This window comes from Streptomyces rubiginosohelvolus, from assembly GCF_014649875.1.
GTDB lineage: Bacteria > Actinomycetota > Actinomycetes > Streptomycetales > Streptomycetaceae > Streptomyces > Streptomyces rubiginosohelvolus.
Map to the genome: position 1 here is coordinate 431,130 of NZ_BMTW01000003.1, position 19,043 is coordinate 450,172.

Consider the following 19,043-nt stretch of genomic DNA (forward strand, 5'->3'; position numbering starts at 1 on the left):
CCGAAGGGGCGCCCGCCGGTTCATCCGGTGGGCGCCCCTTCGGCGTAGGACAAGTCCTCTGCGGCTAGGCCGACTTCTCGTGGCGGCCGCCGTCGTTCTTGCCGATCGTGCGCGGCTCGCGCGGGACCAGCGTCGGGTTGACGTTGTCGCGGACGACGTCGGGCGTGATGACGACGCGGGCGACGTCCTTGCGGGACGGGACCTCGTACATCACGGACTGGAGGACTTCCTCCATGATCGCCCGCAGACCGCGCGCGCCGGTCTGGCGCAGGATCGCCTGGTCGGCGATGGCCTCCAGCGCCTCGCGCTCGAAGTCCAGCTCCACGCCGTCGAGTTCGAAGAGGCGCTGGTACTGCTTGACCAGGGCGTTGCGCGGCTCGATGAGGATCTGGAGCAGGGCTTCGCGGTCCAGGTTGTGGACCGAGGTCAGCACGGGGAGACGGCCGATGAACTCCGGGATCATCCCGAACTTCACCAGGTCCTCCGGCATGACCTCCTGGAACTGGTCGCTCGCCTGGATCTCCAGCTTGGAGCGGATCGTGGCGCCGAAGCCGATGCCCTTGGCGCCGGCCCGGGACTCGATGATCTTCTCCAGGCCGGAGAACGCGCCGCCCACGATGAACAGCACGTTCGTCGTGTCGATCTGGATGAACTCCTGGTGGGGGTGCTTGCGTCCGCCCTGCGGCGGGACGGAGGCGGTGGTGCCCTCCAGGATCTTCAGCAGGGCCTGCTGCACGCCCTCGCCGGAGACATCGCGGGTGATCGAGGGGTTCTCGCTCTTGCGGGCGACCTTGTCGATCTCGTCGATGTAGATGATCCCGGTCTCGGCCTTCTTGACGTCGTAGTCGGCCGCCTGGATCAGCTTGAGCAGGATGTTCTCGACGTCCTCGCCGACATAGCCGGCCTCCGTCAGCGCCGTCGCGTCCGCGATCGCGAACGGGACGTTGAGCATGCGGGCCAGCGTCTGGGCGAGAAGCGTCTTACCGGAACCCGTGGGGCCCAGCAGGAGGATGTTCGACTTGGCGAGCTCGATCGCGTCCTCACGACCGGCGCCGCCGCCGTTCTCCCCGGCCTGGACCCGCTTGTAGTGGTTGTACACCGCGACCGAGAGGGCCTTCTTCGCGGGCTCCTGCCCGACGACGTACCCCTCCAGGAACTCGTAGATCTCGCGGGGCTTGGGAAGCTCTTCCCAGCGCACCTCGCTCGTCTCCGCGAGCTCCTCCTCGATGATCTCGTTGCAGAGATCGATGCACTCGTCGCAGATGTACACACCGGGTCCCGCGATGAGCTTCTTCACCTGCTTCTGGCTCTTCCCGCAGAACGAGCACTTGAGCAGGTCGCCGCCATCACCGATGCGTGCCACGAGGTGCTTCCCCTTCGCCTGGGACGCCGCCTGGTTCAGCGGCTCCTGGTGCCTCTATCCGACGGTACCTTGCCTGGGCCCCCGTTCGGGCCCCCCTTGGCACGGTTCACACGGCCGTGGTCGTGCAAACGGAATGTGCCAAGGGGAAAGACCGACGTCAGAGCGATGCGCCCGCGGTGGTCTTGCGGGTGGAAACGATCTGGTCGACCAGACCGTAGGCCAGGGCGTCCTCGGCCGTGAGGATCTTGTCGCGCTCGATGTCCTCGCTGATCTTCTCCAGCGGGGTCGTCGAGTGCCGGGCCAGCATCTCCTCCAGCTGCGTCCGCATACGGAGGATCTCGTTGGCCGCGATCTCCAGGTCGGAGAGCTGCTCGCGGCCCGTCTGCGAGGACGGCTGGTGGATGAGGACCCGGGCGTGCGGGAGCGCCATGCGCTTGCCCGGGGTGCCGGCGGCGAGCAGCACGGCGGCGGCGGAGGCCGCCTGGCCCATGCAGACCGTCTGGATGTCCGGCTTCACGAACTGCATCGTGTCGTAGATCGCGGTGAGCGCGGTGAACGAGCCGCCGGGGCTGTTGATGTAGATCGAGATGTCGCGGTCGGGGTCCATCGACTCCAGGCATAGCAGCTGCGCCATGACGTCGTTGGCCGAGGCGTCGTCGATCTGGACGCCGAGGAAGATCACGCGCTCCTCGAAGAGCTTCGCGTACGGGTCGTACTCGCGCACACCCTGCGAGGTGCGCTCCACGAAGCGCGGGACGACGTAGCGGTTGTCCACCTGCGGGCCGGTGTAGAGGCCGCTCGCGGAGGCGCCGGAGAAGTTGTTCATGTGGGTGTTCACCATCCTGGTGGCGTTCTGGGGCTGGAGGTCTCGGCGTACGAGATGAGGGTGCGGGAGTGGTGCCGACGGTCCGGTGGGGACCGGATCAGGCACCGGTGCCGCCGCCGCCCGGGATGCCCGACGCGAACGTGATGATCTCGTCGATGAGGCCGTAGTCCTTGGCCTCCTCCGCCGTGTACCAGCGGTCGCGGTCGCCGTCGCGGATGATCGTCTCGACGGTCTGGCCGGAGTGGTGGGCGGTGATCTCCGCCATCCGCGTCTTGGTGCGGAGCAGGTACTCGGCCTGGATCTTGATGTCCGAGGCCGTGCCACCGATACCGGCCGAACCCTGGTGCATGAGGATGTCGGTGTTCGGGAGCGCGAAGCGCTTGCCCGAGGCGCCGCCGGTGAGCAGGAACTGGCCCATGGAGGCGGCCATGCCCATGCCGATGGTGACGACGTCGTTGGGGATGTACTGCATGGTGTCGTAGACCGCCATGCCGGCCGTCACCGAACCACCGGGGCTGTTGATGTAGAGGTAGATGTCCTTGTCCGGGTCGGCGGCAAGGAGGAGAAGCTGTGCGGTGATCTTGTTGGCGATGTCATCGTCGACCTGCTGACCGAGGAAGATGATGCGCTCGCCGAGCAGTCGGCTGTAGACCTGGTCACCGAGGCCACCACCGAGGGACGGCTCTCCGGCGGCGTAGGGCATCAGATTCGTCACGTATCCACCTGCTCGTCTCTGACGGCTCCGGCCGTCTCAGCGTCTTCGTACCGGGCGGGTGGAGCCACTGCTCCACCCTTCCTCTTCATGGACCCTAACGCGCAGGTGGGACAACGCCATCCCGCTTCCGCAACTGTTCGCTGGGAGCGCAAGGTCCGCAGTGGGCACAAGGGTTCCGGGGGCGCACGGGGATCCGGCGCGCTACGCCGACGGGCCCCGAACACAGGATGCGTTCGGGGCCCGTCGTGACGGTCAGCGCGAGGCTGTCGCGGGTCGGAGCGAGGCTCAGGCCTCGTTCTTCTCCTCGGCCTTGTCGTCCGCCTTGTCCTCGGTGGCGGCCTCGGCCGTCTCCGTGGCCTCGGCGGCCTCTGCTGTGTCCTCGTCGTCTTCGAGGTCGACGACCTCACCGTTGGTGTCGACGACCTTGGCGGCCTCGACGACGACGGCGAGCGCCTTGCCGCGGGCGACCTCGCCGACGAGCATCGGCACCTGGCCGCCCTCGACGACGGCCTGGGCGAACTGGTCGGGGCTCATGCCGGAGGAGGCGGCACGCCGCATGAGGTGCTCGGTGAGCTCCTCCTGGTTGACGTTCAGCTTCTCCTTGTTGACGAGCTCGTCAAGGATGAACTGGGTCTTGATGCCCTTGATGGCCTGCTCGGAGGTCTCGTTCTCGAACTCCTCCAGGGTCTTGCCCTGGATCTCGAGGTACTTCTCGAGGTCGAGGCCCATCTGGCCGAGCTGGTGGTGCTCCAGGTTGTGCTTGCGGGTCTGGACCTCGTCCGCGAGCAGCTTCTCCGGGATCGGGACCTCGGCGAGCTTCAGCAGCTCCTCCAGGACGCGCTCCTGGGCCTGCGTGGCCTGGTCGTACTGCTTGGTGGTCTCCAGGCGCTTGCGGCTGTCGGCCTTCAGCTCCTCCAGCGTGTCGAACTCGCTGGCCATCTGGGCGAAGTCGTCGTCCAGCTCGGGGAGCTCACGGGCGGCGACGGCGGTGACCTTGACGGTGACCTCCGCGTCCTTGCCCTCGGCGGAGCCGCCCTTCAGCTGCGAGGTGAAGGTGGCCTCGCCACCGGCCTCCAGGCCGGTCACGGCCTCGTCGATGCCGTCGAGGAGCTCGCCGGAACCGATGGTGTACGAGACACCGTCGGCCACGCCGTCCTCGAGGACCTCGCCGTCGACCTTGGCCTGCAGGTCGATCGTGACGACGTCGCCGTCGGCGGCGGCGCGCTCGACCGGGTTGGTGGAGGCGAAGCGCTCGCGGAGCTGCTCCACGGCCTTCTCGACCTCTTCGTCGGTGACCTCGAGGGCGTCGACGGTGACCTCGATGCCGGAGTAGTCCGGGATCTCGATCTCGGGGCGTACGTCAACCTCGGCGGTGAAGGCCAGCAGCTCGCCGTCCTTCAGCTCGGTGATGTCGACCTCGGGCTGGCCGAGGACGTTCAGCTCACCCTCGTTGACCGCCTCGGTGTAGAACTTCGGGAGGGCGTCGTTGACGGCCTCCTCCAGCACCGCACCGCGGCCGAACCGCTGGTCGATGACCCGGGCGGGGATCTTGCCCTTGCGGAAGCCCTTCACCGTGACCTGCTGGTTGATCTTCTTGTACGCCGCGTCGAGGCTGTCCTTGAGCTCCTCGAAGGGCACCTCGATGCTGAGCCGAACCCGAGTCGGGTTCAGGGTCTCCACGGCGCTCTTCACGGTTCGGTCTCCTTGGTGGCTGACTTCTTGGGGTTCTGCTGGGCCGCCGAGTGGCGGCTTCGCGGACCGAGCCCGGTACATCAGACACACGGGCACGCATTTTGCATAGTAACGGCAAGGGGGAGGACTCCCACAATGCGATCTTGCTGGTGGTCGGGGTGGCCGGATTCGAACCGACGACCTTCCGCTCCCAAAGCGGACGCGCTACCAAGCTGCGCCACACCCCGTCGGTGCGACACGTAGGGTACATGCACGGCGACCGTGGGATCCGCCGCTTTACGGAGCGGCTCCACCGCGCCGGGACGGTCGCGGCACGCGTCCGGCCGGGCGGCCGGCACAACGGGTGTGCGGGCACCGCCGCCGACCCGCTACGATGCTCTTCGTGCCGCGGTCCACGGACCTGCGGTGCGACGCTTGCGGGCGTAGCTCAATGGTAGAGCCCTAGTCTTCCAAACTAGCTACGCGGGTTCGATTCCCGTCGCCCGCTCCACGCAGTCGAGGGCCCGGCCCGGAGGATCATCCTCCGGGCCGGGCCCTCACGCTGTGCGCGCTGTCCGCGACCGACCGCTCCGCGCCTCAGAAGCTGATCTGGTTGATGGTGTCGGCCACCGAGTTCATGAACCTGTTGATCGACGGGGCCATGCCGGTCGATGCCAGGAAGAAGCCGAAGAGCACCGCGACGATCGCGGGTCCGGGCTTGATGGAGCCGCTACGGATCATTACCACCAGGATGACCGCGAACAGCAGCACCATAGACAGTGATATAGCCACGTCTGATCACACCCTCGGTCGGTCCGCCTTGCCGGCCCGGAAGCGTGCACCACCGCGCGCCCCGTCGCCTCCATCGTGCCACCAACTCCCCCGTGGTTGCTGCCGGGTGACGGAACGGGGTGATGGGATCCCGCCATCCTTGACGGCCGGTGCCGTCGCGGCGACGGGTGCGGGCGCGGGGCCGCGGTCGCGCCGCGCCCGGGAAGCGGGCGGGAGCCGGGCCGTTGCACCGCTCCCTGTGCGCCGGCTGTGAATACCCGGCGGCCGAATATCCGTCACCGTGATCGTCTCCGCATCCCCACACTTCATTCACAGCCAATTGACGGCGTGGATGCGACGTAATTCACTCCGGCCAACTGCTTGGCTATATGCCCCATTTAAGCGGGATCAATGGTGCCATAGCGGGCGGTGTTCGACGGTTTCACATTCGAATGGAGGGGAACACGCGATATCTCCCCGCAGTTTTACGCGAGGCAATCGACCGGTCTAAGGTGCCTTAGATGTTCCAAGCTCCGAGCGTATTTCAGAGGGCCCCGCTCCCCCCGGCGACCCGGGAGTCGGAGCCCAGACACGCGCAGACGCTCACCACCACCGCGCCCCGGCCCACTCCCGGGACCAGCGCTCCGGACGCCACCGCTCCGGCGCCCGCGGCAGCGAAGAAGCGCGACCCCTACTTCGACAACGTGAAGTATCTGGCCATCGTCCTCGTCGCGGTGGCCCACGCCTGGGAACCCGTGATGGACGGCAGTCGGGCCACCCGGGCGCTGTACATGATCGTGTACATGTTCCACATGCCGGCGTTCATCCTCATCTCCGGCTATTTCTCCCGGTCGTTCGACATGACGGCGCCCAAGGTGAAGCGGCTGCTCACCTCGGTCGTGGTGCCGTACCTGGTGTTCGAGACGGCCTATTCGCTCTTCAAGCGGTACGCGGACGATTCGCCCGACATGGCGATCAGCCTGGTGGACCCGTTCTTCCTGACCTGGTTCCTGATCGCCCTGTTCATCTGGCGGGTGACCACGCCGATCTGGCAGGCGATCCGCCATCCGCTGCCGGTGGCGCTCGCCATCGCCATGCTCGCCTCCGTCTCCCCCGACATCGGTGACGACCTCGATCTCCAGCGGGTGCTGCAGTTCCTGCCGTTCTTCGTGCTCGGCCTGCTGGTGAAGCCCGAGCACTTTCAGCTGGTCAGGCGGCGCGAAGTGCGACTGCTGTCCCTACCGCTGTTCGCCGGCGCGCTGCTCTTCGCGTACTGGGCCGCCCCGCGCATGCAGCTCGGCTGGTTCTACCGCGCCAACAGCGCCCAGGAGATGGGCGCTCCGTGGTGGTCGGGCGCGGTGATGACGCTCGCGATGTTCGGCTGCGCCCTGGTGCTGACGGTCGGCTTCCTGGCCTGGGTGCCCGGCCGGGAGCGGTGGTTCACGGTGCTCGGCGCCGGCACGATCTGCGGCTATCTGCTGCACGGCTTCCTGATCAAGGGGGCCGAGTACGCGGGCCTGTTCGACCACTACACCTGGCTCTCCGGCCCGGTCGGGCTGGTCGTCGTCTCGCTCGTGGCGGCGGTGGCCGTGACGCTCATGTGCGCCCCCCTGGTGGGCCGCGCGCTGAAATGGGCCACCGAGCCGGACATGAACTGGGCCTTCCGGAAGGTCTCCGCGCGGCGCTGAGCCCCGGAGGACCGGCGCCTTCGCCGCCCCGGCCGCCGCCCTCCCCGCCGCTCTCCGCGCCACTCCCCCTGATCCACCCGCCGGCCCCGCCGTGGGTGGATCAGCGCGCTTCCGGGTTGGCCGAATTCTTTCGGTCCGAGGGTGATTCGCCGCCGACCAGCCCCAGCAGCCCTCGCACCTGCGCATACTTCGCCGTCAGCCGGGTACGGGTCGGCTCGTCCAGGACCGCCAGGCGGGCGGGATCCGCGTTGTGGGCGAGATCCGCCTCTTTGACGAGCAGCGCGCCCGGGGTGGCCAGGATCCGCGCGGTGTACGAGGACAGCTCCTCCCCCGGCCGCTTGGTCACCGCCAGGACCATGTCCTTCACCTCCTGCGGCAGAGCCGCGGCCGCCAGCCACTCGGCGGAGAGCGCGTCGTCCTCGACCGCGTCGTGCAGCCAGGCCGCCGCGATCTGCCCGTCGTCGCCGCCGCGTACCCGTACACCTTCGGCCACCGCCGCGAGGTGTTCCCCGTACGGGCGGCCCGCCTTGTCGGTCTGCCGCGCATGGGCCGCGCGGGCGATGGCCTCCACCTCGGAGACGCTCAGATGCCGTCCAGTCATGGGCCGACTCTACGGCCGCGTCCGGGGCCGGATCCGAAGTCGCCGCTCCCGCAACGGTGTTGACGGGACCCCTCGATCGGACCAAGCGGACAAAAATGGGCAAGCTGACGGATCCATAGTTGCAGCGTCAATCGTTCGGTAAACTAATTACTGATGGATTCTTGATGCCCCCTTGACCCTCTCTTGACCGACCTCGAAGGACCAGGCTCATCGGACACGCAGACACCCTCCTCGCCATGGGCGGCGCCTTCCTGGCCGCTGCCGTCCTCGCCCGCCTCGGCGGCCGTATCGGGCTGCCGACGATCCCCCTGTTCATCCTGGCCGGGATCCTCCTCGGCCCGCACACCCCCGGATACACGCTCCTCTCCAACCCGCACGACCTGGAGATGCTCTCCGCGCTGGGACTCGTCCTCCTGCTCTTCTACCTGGGGCTCGAGTTCCACATGGACGACCTCAAGACGGGCGGCCGGAAGATGGCCATCGCGGGCGGGACGTATCTCGTCCTGAACGTCGGCGCCGGTCTCATATTCGGCTTCGCGCTGGGCTGGGGCACCTCGGAGGCGCTGGTCCTCGCCGGTGTCCTCGGCATCTCCTCGTCCGCGATCGTCACCAAGATCCTGGTGGACCTGGGGCGCATCGGTAATCCGGAGACCCGTCCGATCCTCGGCATCATCGTCGTCGAGGACATCTTCCTCGCCCTGTATCTCGCCGCGCTCCAGCCGATCCTGTCCGGTGCGGACAGCCTCTCGGCCGCGCTGGTCGACGGCGGCAAGGCCTTCGGCTTCCTGCTGCTGCTCGCGCTGGCGGCCCGGTTCGGCACGAAGCTCATCGGCAAGCTCATGAACACCAAGGACGACGAGCTCCTCGTCATCTCGTTCCTGGGTGTGGCCGTCTTCGTCGCCGGTGTCTCGGAGATGTTCGGCGTCGCCGACGCGATCGGCGCGTTCATGGTCGGCCTGATGCTCGGCTCCACCTCGTCGGGCGACCGCATCCTCAAGCTGGTCCACCCGCTGCGGGACGCCTTCGGCGCCATCTTCTTCTTCGCCTTCGGCCTCTCCATCGACCCGGGTGACCTGCCGAGCGTGCTGTGGCCGGTGGTGGCGGCCGTGGTGCTGACGCTCGCCATGAACATCGCGGCCGGACTCGCGGCGGCGAAGGTGTACTCCTTCGGCGCCCAGGCCACGTCCAACATCGCCACCACGCTGGTGGCCCGCGGTGAGTTCGCGCTCATCCTCGCCACGATGGCGGCGGCCGCCGGACTGGACGAGCGGCTCTCGCCGTTCATCGCCGGCTACGTCCTCCTGCTCGCCGTCCTCGCGCCGCTGGCCGCCGGACGCTCGCACTGGCTGGCCCGCATCCTGCCGGGCGGCCGCGACAAGGACGACCACCAGGACCAGGAGCAGGTACCTGTGTCGGTCTGACCCGGCACCGGCTGAGCACCGGCGAACGGCGGAGAGGCGCCCCGATACCCGGCCCCCGGGTGACGGGCGCCTCTCCGCCGTCCGGATCCGGCGACGGCTCCGGGGTCCGCCCGGCCCCCTGGGAGGCTCAGGCCCGGCGGGAGAGCAGCAGCAGCGCCCGGTCGTCGTTGACGTCCTTGGCGCAGGCCTCGATCAGATGCCAGGCCGCGCCCTCGAAGCCGGTGGAGACATACCGGTCGGCCTCGCCCGTCAGCCGGTCGATGCCCTCAGCGATGTCCCGGTCGGACGCCTCCACCAGACCGTCGGTGAAGAGCATCAGGACGTCGCCGGGCGCGAGCGAGCCCTTCACCGCGTCGAACTCGGCCCCGTCGTAGACGCCGAGCAGGGGCCCCTCCCCCGACTTCTCCTCCCACTGGCCGCTGCCCGCGTGCAGTTGGAGGGCGGGCGGATGGCCGGCGGAGTAGATCTCGTAGTCGCCCGACTCCAGGTCCAGCACCAGGTGGATGGAGGTGGCGAACCCCTCGTCCCAGTCCTGGCGCAGCAGATAGCCGTTGGCGGCGGGCAGGAAGGCGTGCGGGGCCAGCGAGCCGAGGAGCCCGCCGAAGGCGCCGGACAGCAGCAGGGCCCGGGAGCCCGCGTCCATGCCCTTGCCGGAGACGTCGGTGAGGACGGCTTCCAGGGTGCGGCCCCCGTGGGTGCGGGCCGCGACGACGAAGTCCCCGGAGAACGACTGGCCGCCGGCCGGGCGCAGGGCCATCTCGCGGTGCCAGCCCTGGGGCAGCCGGGGCAGGGAGCTCTGGACCCGGATGCGTTCGCGCAGGTCGAAGAGCATCGTGCCGCCGCGCCGCCAGGGCACGCCGACCCGGGCCCGGAACTGGGCGAGGACCAGCCCGAAGAACCCGCAGGCGGCGACCACGAGCACGGTGCCCGGGGTGACCCGGGCGGGGCCGTCCAGATACGGGCCGAGGGTGAGGGCCTCGATGATCAGTGCGCCGGCGGCCGTCGCGTACAGCCCCAGCAGGCTGGAGGGGCGCAGCAGGAGGCCGCCCGCCACGATGGGCAGGGCGAGGGCGGCCGGGTCGAACCAGATCGGACTGACGACGGTGGCCACGGTGATGGCCGGGATCGTCAGCAGCAGGCCGGCCAGGGCGATCCAGTCGGAGCCGTCGCCGCGGAAGTAGTCGACCCCGGATTTGCGCAGCCCGATACGGGCCCGGTGCATCTTTCTGCGCCACCGGGCCCAGAAGTCGTCTGTTCCTCCGCTACGGGCCACTGCCGGGACCTTATCCACCCGAACGCCTCCGGTGCAGGGGGACCCCGGTGACAATGCGCTCGAAATGGGGGCGTCCGCGCGTTCCCACCGGTCTCCTTCGGGCGGTTTTCAGCCTTTTCTGCCGTCGGAGGGGCCCGTGGGCTGGCACCGGGGGCACCAGAAGAGGTTGCGCGAGACCAGGTCCGCGGTGCGGATCTCCGTACCGCAGATGTGGCAGGGCAGGTTCGCGCGCCGGTAGACGTAGACCTCGCCGCCGTGGTCGTCCTTGCGGGGTGGGCGGCCCATGGCCTCGGGAAGGTGTTCGGGGCGGACGGTGTCGATGCGGTTGTTGCGGACGCCCTCGCGCATCAGCTCCACCAGGTCCGCCCAGATCGTGTCCCACTCGGCGCGGGTGAGGTCGCGGCCCGTGCGGTACGGGTCGATGCCGTGGCGGAAGAGGACCTCGGCGCGGTAGACGTTGCCGACGCCCGCGATGACCTTCTGGTCCATCAGCAGGGCGGCGATGGTGGTCCGGCTGCGGGAGATCCGCTGCCAGGCGCGCTCCCCGTCCTCGTCGCCGCGCAGCGGGTCCGGGCCCAGGCGCTCGTGTATCGCGCGCTTCTCGGGCTCGGTGATCAGGGCGCAGGTGGTGGGGCCGCGCAGATCCGCGTAATGGCCGGCGTTGACCAGGCGGAGGCGGACGGTGTCGGTGGGCGGCGGGGGCGGGGCGGCGCCGAAGCCGAGCTTGCCGAAGAGGCCGAGGTGGATGTGGACCCAGCCGGTGTCACCGAAGCCGAGGAAGAGGTGTTTGCCGTGGGCGTCGGTGGCGGTGAGGGTGTGTCCGTCGAGCAGGGCCGCGCTGTCGGAGAACTTCCCCTGCGGGCTGCTCACCCGGACCGGCGCGCCCGCGAAGCGTTCGGCGTGGTCGTCGGCGAGACGGCGGATGGTGTGTCCCTCGGGCACGGCGGGGCTCCTGCGACTGCGACAAGGACGGGCGGTGGCATGGCCGTGCCGCCGGGTCCGGGACCCGGCGGCACGCAAGAGGGTGGGGGCGGGATCAGCCCTGCTGGGGGTGGTGGGCCGGGATCGGGGGGAGCTCGCCGGTGTTCTCGTACGCCGAGAGCATCTCGATGCGGCGCGTGTGGCGCTCCTCGTTCGAGTACGGCGTGGAGAGGAAGATCTCGACGAACTTCGTGGACTCCTCGACCGTGTGCATACGGCCGCCGATCGCGACGACGTTGGCGTCGTTGTGCTCGCGGCCGAGGGCTGCGGTCTGCTCGCTCCAGGCCAGTGCGGCGCGGACGCCCTTGACCTTGTTGGCGGCGATCTGCTCGCCGTTGCCGGAGCCGCCGATCACGATGCCGAGGCTGTCCGGGTCGGCGGCCGTCTTCTCGGCGGCCCGCAGGCAGAACGGCGGGTAGTCGTCCTGGGCGTCGTAGATGTGGGGGCCGCAGTCGACGGCCTCGTGGCCGTGGGCGCCGAGCCACTCCACGAGGTGGTTCTTGAGTTCGTAGCCGGCATGGTCGGATCCGAGGTACACGCGCATGGTGCGAAGTGTGGCACGAACTCGGCGGGGCAACCGTCACGGGGCGGCCGTCAGCGGGGCTCAGGCACCGATTCGATGGTTCGCAGGTCTGGACCCGATTTTGTGTGGCGAACACCACTCAAGCAACGATCCGGCAAACGATCCGAAAGAGGGGGTTCCCCTTCTGCCTTGTATCGGGCTTGAATGCGTGGCCTTGTCTTCGCACACCCCACGGGCACGATCCGACGGCGGAGCAGGGCACACCCTCATGCTCGAAAAGGTAAGGAATCCCCCCATGACGTCGCAGACGACGCTGGCGAAGCCGGGCCAGGAGCCCGGTGAGCCGGACCGGCCGGACTCGTCGGGCGGGCTTCAGGCAGGCCTGAAGAACCGCCACCTCTCGATGATCGCGATCGGCGGCGTGATCGGCGCCGGGCTCTTCGTGGGATCGAGCGCGGGCATCGCGGCCGCCGGTCCGGCGATCCTGATCTCGTACGCGATGGTCGGCCTGATGGTCGTCCTCGTGATGCGGATGCTCGGCGAGATGGCCGCCGCCCGGCCGAGCTCCGGCTCCTTCTCCGCCTACGCCGACCAGGCGCTGGGCCGGTGGGCCGGTTTCTCCATCGGCTGGCTGTACTGGTTCTTCTGGGTCGTGGTGCTCGCCGTGGAAGCCACGGCGGGCGCGGCGATCCTGGAGAACTGGATCCCGGGCGTGCCCCAGTGGGCCTGGGCGCTGATCGTGATGGTCGTGCTGACCGCCACCAACCTGGTCTCGGTGGGCAGTTACGGCGAGTTCGAGTTCTGGTTCGCCGGGATCAAGGTCGTGGCGATCGCCGCGTTCGTCGTCGTCGGCTTCCTCGCCGTCTTCGGGCTGCTGCCCGGTTCGGACAACCCGGGGTCGGGTCTGGCCCATCTGACGGACTCCGGCGGGTTCTTCCCCGAGGGGCCGGGCGCGATCCTCACCGGTGTGCTGATGGTCGTCTTCTCGTTCATGGGCAGTGAGATCGTGACGCTGGCCGCGGGCGAGTCCTCCGACCCGCAGCGCGCGGTGTCGAAGGCCACCAACAGCGTGATCTGGCGTATCGCCGTCTTCTACCTCGGCTCGATCTTCGTCGTGCTGACGCTCCTGCCGTGGAACGACCCGTCGATCCAGGAGAAGGGCAGCTATGTCGCCGCCCTCGACTCGATCGGGATCCCGCAGGCCGGCAACGTCATGGACTTCATCGTGCTGACGGCCGTGCTGTCCTGCCTCAACTCCGGCCTGTACACGGCCTCCCGGATGGCGTTCTCGCTCGGTGAGCGGGGCGACGCGCCGAAGTCCTTCGCCAAGGTCAACCGGCGCGGTGTGCCGCAGGCGGCGATCCTGGCCTCGGTCGTCTTCGGCTTCGTGGCGGTGTTCTTCAACTACCAGTGGCCGGACACGGTGTTCCAGTTCCTGCTGAACTCCTCCGGCGCGGTCGCGCTCTTCGTGTGGCTGGTCATCTGCTTCACCCAGCTGCGGATGCGCGGGATCATCCTCCGCGAGACCCCGGGCAAGCTGGTCGTACGGATGTGGCTCTTCCCGTACCTCACCTGGGCGACGATCGCGGCGATCTCCTTCATCCTGGTCTACATGCTGACCGACGACACCGCCCGCGAGCAGGTCGTGCTGTCGCTGCTGGTCGCGGCTCTGGTGGTGGGCATCTCGCTGTTCCGGGAGATGCGCAACCGCAAGGCCGTCTCGAAGTGATGCATACCTGACGAAGGGTGTCAGGTATGCCGGGGAGGCTCTTCTTCGTACCGCGCAGAACGCGAGCGAAGGAGAGCCTCCCCTCATGGTTTCCGCATCCTCTGGCCCCGCCACCCCCGCCACCTTCCAGACCGGTTTCCCGATCCGGCCCGACCGGCTGGTCGAGGCCCGTACCCCCGACGACGTACGGGAGGCCGTGGCGTACGCCGCCGGGCACGGGCTCCGCCTGACCGCGCACGCCACCGGGCACGGGCTGCCCGGGGCGGTCGAGGGCGGCGTCCTGGTGGTCACCAGCGGCCTGGACTCCGTCACCGTCGACCCGGTCGCCCGCACCGCCACGATCGGCGCGGGCGCGACCTGGGGCGCGGTGACCGCGGCGGCGGCCCCGCACGGTCTCGCCCCGCTCAACGGCTCGTCGCCCTCGGTGGGCGCGGTCTCGTACACCCTGGGCGGCGGACTGGGCATCCTCGCGCGGCAGTTCGGGTACGCCGCCGACCAGGTCCGGGCGCTGGAGGTGGTGACCGCCGACGGGGCCCTGCGCCGGATCACGCCGGAGCGCGAGCCGGAGCTGTTCTGGGGGCTGCGCGGCGGTGGGCACCGGCTGGGGGTGGTGACCTCGCTGGAGATCGGCCTGGTGGCGGTGGAGCGGCTGTACGGGGGTGCGATCGCCTTCGACGGGGAACGGGCGGCCGAGGTGACGGCCCGCTATCTGGAGTGGACCCGGACCGTGCCGGAGACCCTGACGTCCTCACTGTGCGCACTGCCCTACCCGGACCTGCCGCAGGTGCCGGAGGAGGTGCGCGGGCGGTACGTCGTCTCGGTGCGGGTCGCGTTCACGGGGGACGCGGCGGAGGGCGAGCGGCTGGTGGCCCCGCTGCGGGCGATCGGGCCGGCGCTGGAGGACTCGCTGCGGGAGATGCCGTACACGGAGAGCCCGACGATCCACAACGACCCGCCGTTCCCGCACGCGTACTACGGGGAGGGGCTGATGCTCCGGGAGCTGGACGCGGCGCGGGCCGCGCGGGTGCTGGAGCTGACCGGGCCCGGGGCGCCGATGATGAACGTGGTGCAGCTCAATCATCTGGGTGGAGCTATGGCCGGGCAGCCGGAGCCGGAGAGCGCGGTGCCCTACCGGGACGCGGGTTTCCTGCTGCGGCTGCTGGCGCCGCTGGACGGTACGGACGTGGCGGCGGTGCGCGCGCTGTACGGGGAGGTGTCCGGGGTCCTGGGGCCGCTCGTCCAGGGGCGCGCGGCCAACTTCTGCTTCGGCGGCGGGGACCGTACGGCCGGTTTCCATGAGCCGGAAACGGCGAAGAGGCTCGCCGGTCTGGTCTCCCAGTACGATCCGGCGGGCCTCTTCGGGGGGCCTTACGAGGGCTGAGCCCTCAAGGGCGGGTGTCAGCCGCGGCGGTCGAGCAGCTTCCAGGTGGTCGGCAGGAGGCCCATGGCCAGCGCCGCCTTGAGGGCGTCGCCGATCAGGAACGGGGTGAGGCCGGCCGCGACGGCGGCGCTCAGCGACATCCCGGTGGAGAGCGCGAGGTACGGCACGCCGATGGCGTAGATGATCGCGGAGCCGAGCACCATCGTGCCCGCGGTGCGCAGGACGGAGCGGTCGCCCCCACGGCGGGCGAGGGCGCCGACGACGGTGGCGGCCAGGAGCATGCCGAAGACATAGCCGAGGGACGGCATGCTCCAGCCCGAGCTGGCCTCGGCGAACCACGGCATGCCGGCCATGCCGACGAGGGCGTACAGCGCGAGGGAGAGGAAGCCGCGGCGGGCGCCCAGCGCGGTGCCGATGAGGAGCGCGGCGAAGGTCTGGCCGGTGACCGGGACCGGGGAGCCGGGGACCGGGACGGCGATCTGGGCCGCTATGCCGGTCAGGGCCGCGCCGCCGAGGACGAGAGCCGCGTCCACGGCGTAGCGGTGCCGGGCTGCGGGCAGCAGGTCGGCGAGGACCGCTCCGGAGCGGACGGGGGCGGCAGCAGTGCTCATCGGGACTCCGCGGGTGAGGGCAGGTGGGCCGGGGTGGCCCCCGGCGGTCGGGGTGGGTCGGGCTCCCGCCGACGTTAGTCCACGGGTCAACGCTCGTTCACCATCAGCCGCCCACAAAGCGGTGGTTGATGGGTTGGTGGGATTCACACAAAGCCTGCGGCGCAATCACGTTCCCGCGTGACGCTCGTCACGGAGGTCGGGCGGGTGGGGGTCCGTTTTGGTGGGAGAGGGACCGCGGCCCCAGACTGTAGGTTCCCGATAAATCATCCGAGAGTGAACCGCACCCCATGCACGAGGCTCCCCCCACCCCCTCCCCCACCTCGCCGGCAGCCCCCGCCGAGCCGCTCTCGCACGGGCTCAAGCAGCGCCATCTGACGATGCTGGGGCTCGGCGGGGTGATCGGGGCGGGGCTGTTCGTGGGCTCGGGCGCCGGGATCGCGGTGGCGGGGCCCGCGATCGTCGTCTCGTATCTGATCGCGGGCGCGCTCGCGATGCTGGTGATGCGGATGTTGGGCGAGATGTCGGCCGCGATGCCCGCCTCCGGTTCGTTCTCCGTGCACGCGGAGCGGGCGCTCGGGCGGTGGGCCGGGTTCAGCGTCGGCTGGCTGTACTGGTTCCTGCTGGTGGTGGTCCTCGCCGTGGAGGCGACGGCGGCCGCGCAGATCGCGCACGGCTGGGTGCCGGGCGTCGAACCCTGGGCGTGGGTGCTGCTGTTCATGGTCGTGTTCACCGTGGCGAACCTGACGGCGGTGAAGAACTTCGGCGAGTTCGAGTTCTGGTTCGCCTCCTTGAAGGTCGGCGCGATCGTGGTCTTCCTGGTGCTCGGGGGGCTGGCGGTCTTCGGCCTGCTCCCGGACACCGACCCGGTCGGGATGACCAACCTGACCGGCGAGGGCGGCTTCCTGCCGAACGGCTGGAGCGGGGTCGTCTCCGGGGTGCTGACCGTGGTGTTCGCCTTCGGCGGGCTTGAGGTCGTCACCATCGCCGCCGCCGAGACGGACGACCCGGCGCGTGCGGTGGGGCGGGCGGTGCGCAGCGCGGTGGTGCGGATCCTCTTCTTCTACGTCGGCTCGATGCTGGTGATCGTGACCGTGCTGCCGTGGACCGCGCAGCAGGCCGGGCTGAGCCCGTATGTGAAGGTGCTGGACGCGATCGGGGTGCCGTCGGCCGGGCAGATCATGAACATCGTGGTGTTCGTGGCGCTGCTCTCCGCGCTCAACGCCAATCTGTACGGCTCCTCCCGCATGATCTTCTCGCTGGCGGAGCGCGGGGAGGCGCCGCGCGGGCTGCTGAAGGTCTCGGGCGGCACAGAGAAGGGCAGCGGCGCTCAGGAAGGGGCGGGCGGCGTGCCGAGGCGGGCGGTGCTGGCGTCGGTGGCCTTCGGTTTCGTCTCCGTGGTGCTCAATCTGCTGTGGCCCGACACGGTGTTCCTCTACATGCTCAACTCGGTCGGCGCGGTCCTGCTGTTCGTCTGGGCGCTGATCGCCGCGTCCCAACTGCGGTTGCGCGCCCGCCTGGAACAGGAGGCTCCCGACGCGCTCGCGCTGCGGATGTGGTGGTTCCCGTATCTGACCTGGGTGACGCTGGCCGGGCTGCTGGGCGTGCTGCTGCTGATGCTGACCGATGACGCGGCCCGGCCGCAGGTGCTGTGGTCGGCCGGGGCGACGGCGCTGGTGCTGCTGGTGGCGGTGGGGCGCGAGTGGCGGGAACGCCGAGCCCGTCGGGCCCCCTCGGCGTTGACCGATCGGTAGGCACGTGTGCACCTTGTGTGAGCCTGGTGACCGTATAGCGGACAGTCATTCCGTGTGAGCGGTACGGATGCCCAGACTGTGGGTTCGTCCCCCTGTCTCAGCTAACGAACAGAGCTTGTCCATGCCTCGGACCTCCGCGTCTCCCCCCACCGCAGACTCCGCGGCCCCCGCAGGGCCCTCGGCGGACTCCGCGCTCACCCACGGCCTCAAGCAGCGCCACCTCTCGATGATCGCCCTCGGCGGGGTGATCGGCGCCGGGCTCTTCGTCGGCTCGGGCGCGGGGATCGCCGCCGCCGGACCCTCGATCATCATCGCGTACGCCATATCCGGGCTGCTCGTCATGATGGTGATGCGGATGCTCGGCGAGATGTCGGCCGCCAATCCGGCCTCCGGCTCCTTCTCCGTGCACGCCGAGCGGGCGATCGGTCCCTGGGCCGGGTTCACCGCGGGCTGGTCCTTCTGGTTCCTGCTCTGCGTCGCCGTGGGCCTGGAGGGCATCGGCGCCGCGCAGATCGTCAGCGGCTGGCTGCCCGGGACCCCGGAGTGGGCCTGGGTCGCCCTGTTCATGGTGATCTTCCTCGGGACGAACCTGGCCGCCGTGAAGAACTTCGGCGAGTTCGAGTTCTGGTTCGCCGCGCTCAAGGTCATCGCGATCACGCTGTTCCTGGTGCTCGGCCTGCTGGCGATCTTCGGCGTGCTGCCCGACACGGACGCGCCCGGCCTCACCAACCTCACGGGCGACGGCGGATTCCTGCCGAAGGGCATGGACGGCTTCATCATCGGACTCCTCGCCTCCGTCTTCGCGTACGGCGGTCTGGAGACCGTCACCATCGCGGCGGCCGAGTCCGAGAACCCGGTGCAGGGCGTCGCGAAGGCGGTCCGTACGGCGATGTGGCGCATCGCGGTCTTCTACATCGGCTCGATGGCGGTCATCGTCACGCTGGTCCCCTGGGACGACCCGAAGGTCGCCGAGGTCGGCCCGTTCTACGCGATGCTCGACCACCTGGGCGTCGGGAGCGCGGCGCAGATCATGAACGTGGTCATCCTCATCGCGCTGCTCTCCGCGATGAACGCCAACATCTACGGGGCGTCCCGCATGGCCCGTTCGCTGGTCGCCCGCGGCCAGGGCCCGTCGGTGCTCGGCAGGATCTCCTCCGGGGTGCCGCGCAACGCGGTGATGTTCTCCTCGGTCTTCGGGTTCCTGTGCGTGCTGCTCAGCTACTGGCGTCCGGACGACGTCTTCCCCTGGCTGCTGAACATGATCGGCGCGGTGATCCTGGTGGTGTGGATCTTCATCGCGGTCTCGCAGCTGATCCTGCGCCGGCGCACCGAGCGGGAGGCACCTCAGACGCTGGTCGTCCGGATGTGGTTCTTCCCGATCGGCACGATCGTCGCGCTGGCGGCCATGGTGGGCATCTTCCTGCTGATGCTGCGCCAGCCGGACACCCGTGACCAGCTGCTGGCCACCGGGGCGCTGACGCTGGTGCTGATCGGCCTCGGCCTCCTGCGTCAGCGGCAGCGGGGCGCCGAGGGAGCCGACGACGGCACGGGGGCCGGCACCGGCACCGCGGCCGAGATCCCGGCGCAGCGGAAGTAGTTCCCGCCCAGCGGTACGGCTGTGGTTTCCCGCCCAGCCGTACGGCTGTGGTTCCCGCACGGCCTCTTCGAACGCCGGGCTCCTCCTCGTACGATCGGGGCGGAGCCCGGCGTTTCGGCGTTTCTGCCTCTCGCGCTCCGG

At 69.6% G+C, this 19,043-nt stretch carries 16 protein-coding genes and 2 tRNA genes; 7 read left to right on the forward strand and 11 right to left on the reverse strand.

Annotation, left to right across the window (positions count from 1 at the left end; genetic code table 11):
• Positions 1–64: 64 nt before the first annotated feature.
• The 5 genes from clpX to IE134_RS11790 all read right to left on the reverse strand — a co-directional run bounded on the left by clpX (position 65) and on the right by IE134_RS11790 (position 4,823).
• Positions 65–1,363: an ATP-dependent Clp protease ATP-binding subunit ClpX gene (clpX, locus tag IE134_RS11770; protein WP_006124414.1), complete on the reverse strand. Its 1,299-nt coding sequence runs from the start codon at positions 1,361–1,363 to the stop codon at positions 65–67.
• Positions 1,364–1,520: 157 nt separating this feature from the next.
• On the reverse strand, positions 1,521–2,204 hold the full coding sequence (locus IE134_RS11775) for an ATP-dependent Clp protease proteolytic subunit (protein WP_006124415.1): 684 nt from the start codon (positions 2,202–2,204) through the stop codon (positions 1,521–1,523).
• An 82-nt stretch (positions 2,205–2,286) separates the two neighbouring features.
• Positions 2,287–2,892 (reverse strand): ATP-dependent Clp protease proteolytic subunit, encoded by a 606-nt coding sequence (locus IE134_RS11780; RefSeq protein ID WP_030708378.1) that lies wholly within the window; start codon positions 2,890–2,892, stop codon positions 2,287–2,289.
• A 297-nt stretch (positions 2,893–3,189) separates the two neighbouring features.
• On the reverse strand, positions 3,190–4,596 hold the full coding sequence (tig, locus tag IE134_RS11785; RefSeq protein WP_030708380.1) for a trigger factor: 1,407 nt from the start codon (positions 4,594–4,596) through the stop codon (positions 3,190–3,192).
• A 150-nt stretch (positions 4,597–4,746) separates the two neighbouring features.
• Positions 4,747–4,823: transfer RNA gene (locus IE134_RS11790), tRNA-Pro, on the reverse strand.
• Positions 4,824–5,012: 189 nt separating this feature from the next.
• On the opposite strand from IE134_RS11790, the gene IE134_RS11795 reads away from it, so the two are divergent.
• Positions 5,013–5,086 (forward strand) — tRNA-Gly (locus IE134_RS11795).
• Between the two features lie 86 nt (positions 5,087–5,172).
• Here the strand turns inward: IE134_RS11795 and IE134_RS11800 are convergent.
• Positions 5,173–5,367: a hypothetical protein gene (locus tag IE134_RS11800; RefSeq protein WP_029182536.1), complete on the reverse strand. Its 195-nt coding sequence runs from the start codon at positions 5,365–5,367 to the stop codon at positions 5,173–5,175.
• Positions 5,368–5,867: 500 nt separating this feature from the next.
• On the opposite strand from IE134_RS11800, the gene IE134_RS11805 reads away from it, so the two are divergent.
• Positions 5,868–7,034 (forward strand): acyltransferase family protein, encoded by a 1,167-nt coding sequence (locus IE134_RS11805; RefSeq protein WP_030721151.1) that lies wholly within the window; start codon positions 5,868–5,870, stop codon positions 7,032–7,034.
• 100 nt (positions 7,035–7,134) lie between these two features.
• Here IE134_RS11805 and IE134_RS11810 read toward each other — a convergent pair whose 3' ends face one another.
• Positions 7,135–7,635, reverse strand: a complete 501-nt coding sequence (locus tag IE134_RS11810) for an HD domain-containing protein (protein ID WP_030721154.1) — start codon at positions 7,633–7,635, stop codon at positions 7,135–7,137.
• A 236-nt stretch (positions 7,636–7,871) separates the two neighbouring features.
• Here IE134_RS11810 and IE134_RS11815 point away from each other — a divergent pair, with 236 nt between their 5' ends.
• The gene (locus IE134_RS11815) at positions 7,872–9,056 is read left to right on the forward strand and encodes a cation:proton antiporter (RefSeq protein WP_030721158.1); all 1,185 of its coding nucleotides are present in this window, start codon (positions 7,872–7,874) and stop codon (positions 9,054–9,056) included.
• Positions 9,057–9,183: 127 nt separating this feature from the next.
• Here IE134_RS11815 and IE134_RS11820 read toward each other — a convergent pair whose 3' ends face one another.
• The 3 genes from IE134_RS11820 to IE134_RS11830 all read right to left on the reverse strand — a co-directional run bounded on the left by IE134_RS11820 (position 9,184) and on the right by IE134_RS11830 (position 11,854).
• Positions 9,184–10,278, reverse strand: coding sequence for a PP2C family protein-serine/threonine phosphatase (locus IE134_RS11820; protein ID WP_202521864.1), 1,095 nt, complete (start codon positions 10,276–10,278; stop codon positions 9,184–9,186).
• Between the two features lie 159 nt (positions 10,279–10,437).
• Positions 10,438–11,271, reverse strand: a complete 834-nt coding sequence (locus tag IE134_RS11825; RefSeq protein WP_189430395.1) for an Fpg/Nei family DNA glycosylase — start codon at positions 11,269–11,271, stop codon at positions 10,438–10,440.
• A gap of 94 nt (positions 11,272–11,365) precedes the next feature.
• Positions 11,366–11,854 (reverse strand): ribose-5-phosphate isomerase, encoded by a 489-nt coding sequence (locus IE134_RS11830; RefSeq protein WP_030077742.1) that lies wholly within the window; start codon positions 11,852–11,854, stop codon positions 11,366–11,368.
• A 274-nt stretch (positions 11,855–12,128) separates the two neighbouring features.
• Here IE134_RS11830 and IE134_RS11835 point away from each other — a divergent pair, with 274 nt between their 5' ends.
• Complete coding sequence (locus tag IE134_RS11835; RefSeq protein WP_030721166.1) at positions 12,129–13,562, forward strand: amino acid permease; 1,434 nt, start codon at positions 12,129–12,131, stop codon at positions 13,560–13,562.
• Between the two features lie 85 nt (positions 13,563–13,647).
• Complete coding sequence (locus IE134_RS11840) at positions 13,648–14,943, forward strand: FAD-binding oxidoreductase (RefSeq protein ID WP_189430396.1); 1,296 nt, start codon at positions 13,648–13,650, stop codon at positions 14,941–14,943.
• 17 nt (positions 14,944–14,960) lie between these two features.
• Here the strand turns inward: IE134_RS11840 and IE134_RS11845 are convergent, their stop codons facing one another.
• Positions 14,961–15,554 carry a biotin transporter BioY gene (locus IE134_RS11845; RefSeq protein ID WP_030721172.1) on the reverse strand — a complete coding sequence of 198 codons (594 nt, stop codon included), beginning with the start codon at positions 15,552–15,554 and terminating at the stop codon, positions 14,961–14,963.
• A 287-nt stretch (positions 15,555–15,841) separates the two neighbouring features.
• Here IE134_RS11845 and IE134_RS11850 point away from each other — a divergent pair, with 287 nt between their 5' ends.
• Complete coding sequence (locus IE134_RS11850; protein ID WP_030721175.1) at positions 15,842–17,305, forward strand: amino acid permease; 1,464 nt, start codon at positions 15,842–15,844, stop codon at positions 17,303–17,305.
• 121 nt (positions 17,306–17,426) lie between these two features.
• Positions 17,427–18,902: an amino acid permease gene (locus IE134_RS11855; protein ID WP_030721178.1), complete on the forward strand. Its 1,476-nt coding sequence runs from the start codon at positions 17,427–17,429 to the stop codon at positions 18,900–18,902.
• The last annotated feature ends 141 nt before the right edge of the window (positions 18,903–19,043 follow it).